The organism is Syntrophomonas sp. UBA1041 (assembly GCF_002316705.1).
GTDB lineage: Bacteria > Bacillota > Syntrophomonadia > Syntrophomonadales > Syntrophomonadaceae > DTU019.
This window is the reverse complement of the sequence record NZ_DCEA01000118.1, coordinates 1-6168: the sequence shown is the minus strand read 5'-3', so window position 1 is coordinate 6168 and position 6168 is coordinate 1. Positions and strand designations below refer to the sequence as shown.

At 49.9% G+C, this 6168-nt stretch carries 8 protein-coding genes; 7 read left to right on the top strand and 1 reads right to left on the bottom strand.

The window, feature by feature from the left end; translation table 11 throughout:
* Window positions 1–72: RNA methyltransferase (locus B2633_RS17185; RefSeq protein ID WP_483171889.1), on the bottom strand; the 72-nt coding region annotated here is incomplete at its 3' end.
* Between B2633_RS17185 and B2633_RS17180 the strand changes: the two genes are divergently transcribed.
* The 7 genes from B2633_RS17180 (at window position 39) to meaB (ending at window position 6056) form a co-directional block, all read left to right on the top strand.
* Window positions 39–317, top strand: a complete 279-nt coding sequence (locus B2633_RS17180; protein ID WP_483171888.1) for an RNA methyltransferase — start codon at window positions 39–41, stop codon at window positions 315–317. The genes B2633_RS17185 and B2633_RS17180 overlap by 34 nt on opposite strands.
* A gap of 188 nt (window positions 318–505) precedes the next feature.
* Window positions 506–856, top strand: coding sequence for a 50S ribosomal protein L19 (gene rplS, locus B2633_RS17175; protein WP_483171887.1), 351 nt, complete (start codon window positions 506–508; stop codon window positions 854–856).
* Between the two features lie 88 nt (window positions 857–944).
* Window positions 945–1778 carry a ribosome biogenesis GTPase YlqF gene (gene ylqF / locus B2633_RS17170; RefSeq protein ID WP_483171886.1) on the top strand — a complete coding sequence of 278 codons (834 nt, stop codon included), beginning with the start codon at window positions 945–947 and terminating at the stop codon, window positions 1776–1778.
* A 592-nt stretch (window positions 1779–2370) separates the two neighbouring features.
* Window positions 2371–2922 (top strand): cob(I)yrinic acid a,c-diamide adenosyltransferase, encoded by a 552-nt coding sequence (cobO, locus tag B2633_RS17165; protein WP_481037966.1) that lies wholly within the window; start codon window positions 2371–2373, stop codon window positions 2920–2922.
* A gap of 51 nt (window positions 2923–2973) precedes the next feature.
* The gene (locus B2633_RS17160; protein WP_481037967.1) at window positions 2974–4659 is read left to right on the top strand and encodes a methylmalonyl-CoA mutase family protein; all 1686 of its coding nucleotides are present in this window, start codon (window positions 2974–2976) and stop codon (window positions 4657–4659) included.
* A 30-nt stretch (window positions 4660–4689) separates the two neighbouring features.
* Window positions 4690–5091, top strand: a complete 402-nt coding sequence (locus B2633_RS17155) for a cobalamin B12-binding domain-containing protein (protein ID WP_483171885.1) — start codon at window positions 4690–4692, stop codon at window positions 5089–5091.
* A 5-nt stretch (window positions 5092–5096) separates the two neighbouring features.
* Window positions 5097–6056: a methylmalonyl Co-A mutase-associated GTPase MeaB gene (gene meaB / locus B2633_RS17150; RefSeq protein WP_481037969.1), complete on the top strand. Its 960-nt coding sequence runs from the start codon at window positions 5097–5099 to the stop codon at window positions 6054–6056.
* Window positions 6057–6168: the final 112 nt, after the last annotated feature.

Sequence of the window (6168 nt, the reverse complement as noted above, 5' to 3'; positions counted from 1 at the left end):
GCCGATGGGCTCCAGTATATAATCACACATGGCCATCAATTCACGGCTCATGCCCCAACCGGTTCCGAACAGCAACAGCCAGGACCTATCCCAATACCGTATCCTATCGGGGCCTGCGCGCTGAAATCAACCGCCGTGACAGGACCTGGCTGTTGCTGTTCGGAACCGGTTGGGGCATGAGCCGTGAATTGATGGCCATGTGTGATTATATACTGGAGCCCATCGGCATTGACAGCGATTATAATCATCTCTCGGTGCGCAGCGCGGTCTCCATCATTCTGGATCGTTTGCTGGGCGAGCCCTGGTTTAAAGACTAGCCGCTCCAATATGGCGGCCGGGCCCTTTATGCTACATAATCTCAATCGTTCCATAAACCACAGTTTCCGGCTAGTTTGCTTGTGGTATAACGATAATAATGATATAATCACTTTGTTCCATGTAAACAAAGGTGGTCCGCTACATTGATACGATAATGTAAGAACACCTTGTATAAGGAGGTAAAACCGTGCAGGACATCATCAGATCCATTGAGGAAGAGCAGATCAAGAAAGACCTTCCCGATTTCAGGCCTGGGGATACCGTAAAGGTCCATGTAAAGGTCGTGGAAGGCAACCGGGAAAGAATTCAGGTTTTTGAGGGGACTGTCTTAAAGATCAGGGGTGCCGGATTATCCAGGACATTTACCGTGCGCCGCATTACTTACGGGGTGGCCGTAGAAAGAACCTTCCTGATTCATTCGCCGCGCATCGCCAAGGTTGAGATCACCAGAAGGGGCAAGGTGCGCCGGGCCAGATTGTTCTACCTGCGTGGCCTTACCGGCAAAAAAGCCCGGGTCAAAGAAAAACGCAGATTTTAGATTGATTTTAAGGAAATAGTATATAATGAAGTAACCGGAGAGAATACCTTATGGTATTCTCTTTATCTTTAACCGGGGAGGCTGCAGATTGATACAATGGTTTCCGGGCCACATGGTCAAAGCCCGCCGCGAAATAGAAGAAAATATCAAACTGGTGGACATCGTCATAGTACTCCTGGACGCCCGGGCGCCGATGGCCTGCCGCAACCCGGAGCTGGAGAAGATGATCCGCCAAAAAAGCCTTATCATGGTCTTAAATAAAATTGACCTGGCTGACGCGCAGGCTGCTTCCAGAAGCAAAGAGCATCTGAAGAAGCAGGGCTATTTGGTGGCAGCCATGGATTCCGCGCACTGCCGGGGCAGCAAACGAGTTTTGGATCTGACCAAACAGGTTTACGCCCCTTTGGCGGAGATGATGTTGCGAAAAGGGCGCCGTGTCAGGCCGGTTCGGGTCATGGTGGTGGGGGTTCCCAACGTTGGCAAATCAACCTTTTTAAACTGTCTGGCGGGGCGTAAAATGGCCCGGGTTGGAGAAAAGCCCGGAGTCACTCGCGGCAAGCAATGGCTGCGCATCAGAGAGGACATAGAATTGCTTGATACCCCCGGATTGATGTGGCCTAAAATTGAAGATGAAAAGCAGGGTTTAAAGTTAGCCTTGTTGAATATAATAGGTGAGAATGCATACCAGGAATATAATGTCGCCCTGTATCTGGTGGAGCTTCTCAAGGAACGCCACCCCGATGTTTTGCGGGAGCGCTACCGGGTGCAGAATGTGGATTTGCCTGTAGAGGATATACTGGCAGCGATTGCCGCATCCAGAGGCCTTTTACAAAAAGGGGGCCAACCCGATCTGGACAAGGTCAGCCGCCTGGTGTTGCAGGAGTACCGTCGCGGGACAATGGGTTCTATAAGTCTGGAATGAGCCCGATAAAATCTGGGGGAAGAATATAGCAAATCTGATAATATTGCACTTTTAAAAAGATTTTAAAAAAAAATTTACACGATGAAGCATGTGATATATAATATACATTAATATAGTTGGGATACAAACAATCCCCAGCACACCTCAGAGATATCAAACCTACTTATAAAAATTAATAAGCAAGCCGATACAACACTTATTATTACACCATTCTTTGCAAAAGCCGGCATTACGGCTCGTTTATTCAGCGAGAGCCTTGAGCCCCTGCGGATTTTAGTTATCATGTCCATGTTAACGGAGAGGGGGTGAACGGCAGGCCGTTATGTCCTACAAGGCCGGTACGGGTTATGAGTACCAACCCGTACTGAACGCAATTTCTCTTTATCAACTTTCTCTTTAACTTGGAAACAGTGCATCTATCTCTAAATCCATGCCCGCTGCCCGTATCAGTGAGGCTGGTATCAGCGATTGGTGAACGACCGCCAAGGAGTATTGCCGTATTATTGTCTACCCACAACTGGAAATGGAATGCATGCAGGCAGATCACCCCCGGTGTATCTGTGCTGCGACCTACCAGAAGGAGAATTATGCTATGTCCATTGAAGTACGAGCAGACAACTTAGCCAAACAAGGCCTTATTATGGTAATAACCGGCGACGGTAAGGGCAAAACCACCGCGGCTTTTGGCCAGGCTTTAAGGGCCTCAGGCCATGGTTACCGGGTCTGCATCATTCAATTCATGAAAGGCCGGCTTTATGGTGAAGTTCTGGCCATTCAGAAATGCCTCCCCGATATTGATTTGTACCAATACGGGCTGGACAGTTTTGTGATGCGTGACAAGCCGGCTCCTGTCGATGTGGAGCTTGCCCGGCAAGGGTTGGAGAAAGCCAAGGAAGTAGTTGCGAGTGGCAAGTATGACATGATCATCCTTGACGAAATCAATGTAGCAATGGACTTTAAGCTGATTCCCGAAGATGAAGTGTTGGCTTTGCTGGAAAGTAAGCCGGCCGAGACGGACATCATTCTTACGGGAAGATATGCCGCCCCAAGAATTCTGGAAAAAGCTGATATGGTTAGCGAGGTTAGGGAAATCAAACACCATTACAATGCCGGGGTAAGAAATCAAACCGGTATTGAGTATTGACCCACACGAGCTGGGTAAGGGGTAATTAAAAACTAATTGAGGAGGGGTAACATGTTATTTACCCAAGAATTGTTGGACCAATCAAGTCTGCTGCGTAAGAAATGGGAAGATGAAGTAAAGCGCGTCGTCTCCAAGAACCCGGACCAGAAAGCCGATTGGAGTACCGTTTCCGACCTGGGAATCAAGAGGATTTATGGTCCCGAAGACATCGGCGGTATGGATTTTGAGAAGGATATCGCCTATCCGGGCCAATTTCCGTTTCTGCGGGGATGCCAGGCGACTGGTTACAGGGGCAAATATTGGACTTTCCGTATGTTCTCCGGGATGGGTACTGCTGTAACCACCAATGAAAGATGGCATTATCTGTTAAACAATGGTCAAACCGGTCTCTCCACCGCTTTTGACTTCCCCACTCTGATGGGCTATGACACCGACTCCCCCAAGGCCAAAGGCGAATGCGGCAAATGCGGTGTTGCCATTGACACCATTGAAGACTTCTTTGACCTGACCAAAGGTATTCCGCTGGGCAAGGTTTCCACCTCCATGACCATCAATCCGCCGGCTACCATTCTATGGGCTATGTATTGCGCTACCGCAGACATCCAGGGTATTCCTTTAACCCAGTTGTCCGGTACCATTCAGAATGACATGCTGAAGGAGTTTATCGCCCAGAAGACCTTGATGTGCCCGCCCGAGCCCTCAGTTAAACTGATCTCAGACACTATCGAATTCGGCACCAAATATGTTCCCAAATGGAACACTGTCAGCATCAGCGGCTATCACATCAGAGAAGCCGGCGCTACTGCTGTTCAGGAATTGGCCTTCACCCTGCGCGACGGCATGGAATATGTGGAAGACGTTATCAGAAGAAAAGGCCTGCCGGTTGACAGCTTTGCACCGCGCCTGTCCTTCTTCTTCAACTCCCATATCGACTTCTTTGAAGAAATCGCCAAGATGCGCGCCGCCAGAAGAATCTGGTCTCGCGGCATGAGAGAACGCTATGGCTCCACTGACGAGAGATCCTGGTGGATGCGCTTCCACACCCAGACCGCCGGCTGCTCACTGACTGCGCAACAGCCTTACAACAACGTGGTCAGAACCGCCACCGAAGCTCTGGCTGCCGTGCTCGGCGGAACCGCCTCACTGCACACCAACTCCCTGGACGAAGTGCTGTGTCTGCCTTCCGACCATGCGGTGCAGATCGCGCTCAGAACTCAGCAGATCATCGCCGAGGAAACCGGCGTATGCAACACCATCGACCCCTTGGCAGGATCCTATTTCGTAGAAGCGCTGACCAACGAGATGGAAGAGCAAGCCTGGGATTACATCCACAAGATCGACGAACTGGGCGGCATGGTGGCGGCTATCGAAAAGGGCTTCCCGCAGCTTGAAATCTCCGACGCCGCATACAAATTCCAGCGCCAGATCGATGCTGCCGAAAAGATCATGATCGGCGTCAATAAGTACAATGTGGAAAATGAAGAAGTGGACATTCCTCTGGTAGAAATTGATGAAACAGTTGAACAAGAACAGCTTCAAAGACTGGCTGCCGTTAAGAGAAACCGCGACAGCAAGAGAGTCAAAGAGTGTTTGGAAGATATCAAGAAAGCCTGTGAAAAGGGCGAAAACGTTATGCCTTATTGCATCGAAGCCGTCAAGGCTCGGGCCAGCGTTCAGGAAATCTGCGATGTTTATCGGGAAGTTTACGGCGAGTACCGTGACCCCGGCATCTACTAGAAAATGTAGTTTAGAAGGAGGTTATTGTTAATGGCAAAGAAGATCCGTATACTACTGGCCAAACCGGGACTTGATGGACATGACCGCGGAGCAAAAGTTTTAGCAAGATGCTTCCGTGATGCAGGCTTTGAGGTTATCTATACCGGATGCCACAACACCCCTGAACAGATCGTTAACGCAGCCATTCAAGAAGACGTTGACATGGTCGGTTTGAGCTGCCTGTCCGGTGCTCATACCTATCTGTATCCTGAAGTTGTACAACAGTTAAAAGATCGCGGGGTAACTGATATTCCAGTTGTAGGCGGCGGCATCATCCCTGACCGTGATATGCAGCCTCTGTACGACGCAGGGTTAAAGGCCATATTCACTCCGGGTGCTACTCTTGACTCCATTGTGGAGTGGATTAATACCAACATAGCTGCTAAGGAGTAATAACTATGGAAGAACTAGGTAAAAGGGCGTTGACGGGAGACATTCGGGCTGTCTCCCGCCTCATCCGCAACATTGAAGACCAGGTCCCGAATACCCATGAAGCCATAAAGCATATATTTCCGTTTACAGGCAGGGCCCATGTGGTGGGTATTACCGGAGCACCGGGAGCTGGAAAGAGCACCCTGACCGACCAACTGATCTGCAGTATTAGAGCCAAGAATAAGACTGTGGGCGTCATGGCGGTTGATCCGAGCAGCCCCTTTACCGGTGGAGCCTTGCTAGGAGACAGGATTAGGATGTTGCGGCATGCCGATGATCCGGGCGTATTTGTTCGCAGCCTGGCCACCCGCGGTGCAATGGGCGGACTTTCCAAAGCGGTAGGGGATGGGATTCATGTCCTGGACGTAATGGGCAAAGACGTGATCATTGTAGAAACCGTTGGCGTAGGTCAGCAGGAAGTGGACATCATCAATCACGCTCATACCGTCTTGGTGGTACTGGTTCCCGGCATGGGCGACGAGGTACAGGCTATTAAAGCCGGTTTGATGGAAGTTGCCGATATATTCATCATCAATAAGGCAGACCGCGAGGGAGCCCGCAAGCTCTATAAGGAAACCCTGAGCATGATGGATATGGGCAAGTTCCCCAGTGGTTGGCGGCCTCCCATCGTGATGGTTGAAAGCAACCTGGAGCCCCATTCCTTTGCCAAAAGCGTCGATGAACTGTATGAGAAGATACAGGAGCATTATAAGTTCCTGTATGATAATAATCTCTTACAGGAAAGAGCTCAGCTAAAAGTGCAGACAGAGATCAACGATGCTTTGAGATCGGCCATATTAGAGCCTGTTTTAAACAAGCTCATCGAAACGGGCGAATTCGATCAAATGGTGCAGAAGCTGCTGAAGAAAGAGACCGACCCCTACACCCTGGCAGACGAAGTTGCAGCAAAGTACCTGATCAAATAGCCCCAAGGTTTAATACTATGAGGCAAGTAAAAGTATTGCTGGCTATGACCGGTTTGGATCCGAATAATAAGAGAATACGGTTGCTGGCCCGGTCTCTTAAGGAGGCCGGCGG